Source organism: Pseudomonas sp. TWR1-1-3 (genome assembly GCF_049896805.1).
GTDB classification, from domain to species: domain Bacteria; phylum Pseudomonadota; class Gammaproteobacteria; order Pseudomonadales; family Pseudomonadaceae; genus Aquipseudomonas; species Aquipseudomonas bubulae.
The window spans coordinates 1-601 of the sequence record NZ_JAFCUZ010000015.1; the positions used below are offsets into that span (position 1 = coordinate 1).

Annotated in this window: 1 rRNA gene; it reads left to right on the forward strand. The window is 45.4% G+C overall.

Going from position 1 to position 601, the window contains the following annotated elements:
• A 16S ribosomal RNA gene (locus ACP7BE_RS23205) occupies positions 1-212 on the forward strand; the annotation flags it as partial.
• Positions 213-601: the final 389 nt, after the last annotated feature.

The window sequence follows — 601 nt, forward strand, 5'->3', positions numbered from 1 at the left end:
GAAGTCGGAATCGCTAGTAATCGTGAATCAGAATGTCACGGTGAATACGTTCCCGGGCCTTGTACACACCGCCCGTCACACCATGGGAGTGGGTTGCACCAGAAGTAGCTAGTCTAACCTTCGGGAGGACGGTTACCACGGTGTGATTCATGACTGGGGTGAAGTCGTAACAAGGTAGCCGTAGGGGAACCTGCGGCTGGATCACCTCCTTAATCGACGACATCAGCTGCTCCATAAGTTCCCACACGAATTGCTTGATTCATTGTAGAAGACGATAACTGCAGAGTTGATCTGCGGTTTTTCTGTCGTAAAGCTTAGAAATGAGCATTCCATCAAATGATGGTGAATGTTGATTTCTGATCTTTTGATTAGATCGTTCTTTAAAAATTTGGGTATGTAATAGAAAGTTAGACTGGATAGCACTTTCACTGGTGTTTATTCAGGCTAAGGTAAAATTTGTGATTGCTCTTAATTGAGCAGCGAATTTTCGGCGAATGTCGTCTTCATAGTATAACCAGATTGCTTGGGGTTATATGGTCAAGTGAAGAAGCGCATACGGTGGATGCCTTGGCAGTCAGAGGCGATGAAAGACGTGGTAGCC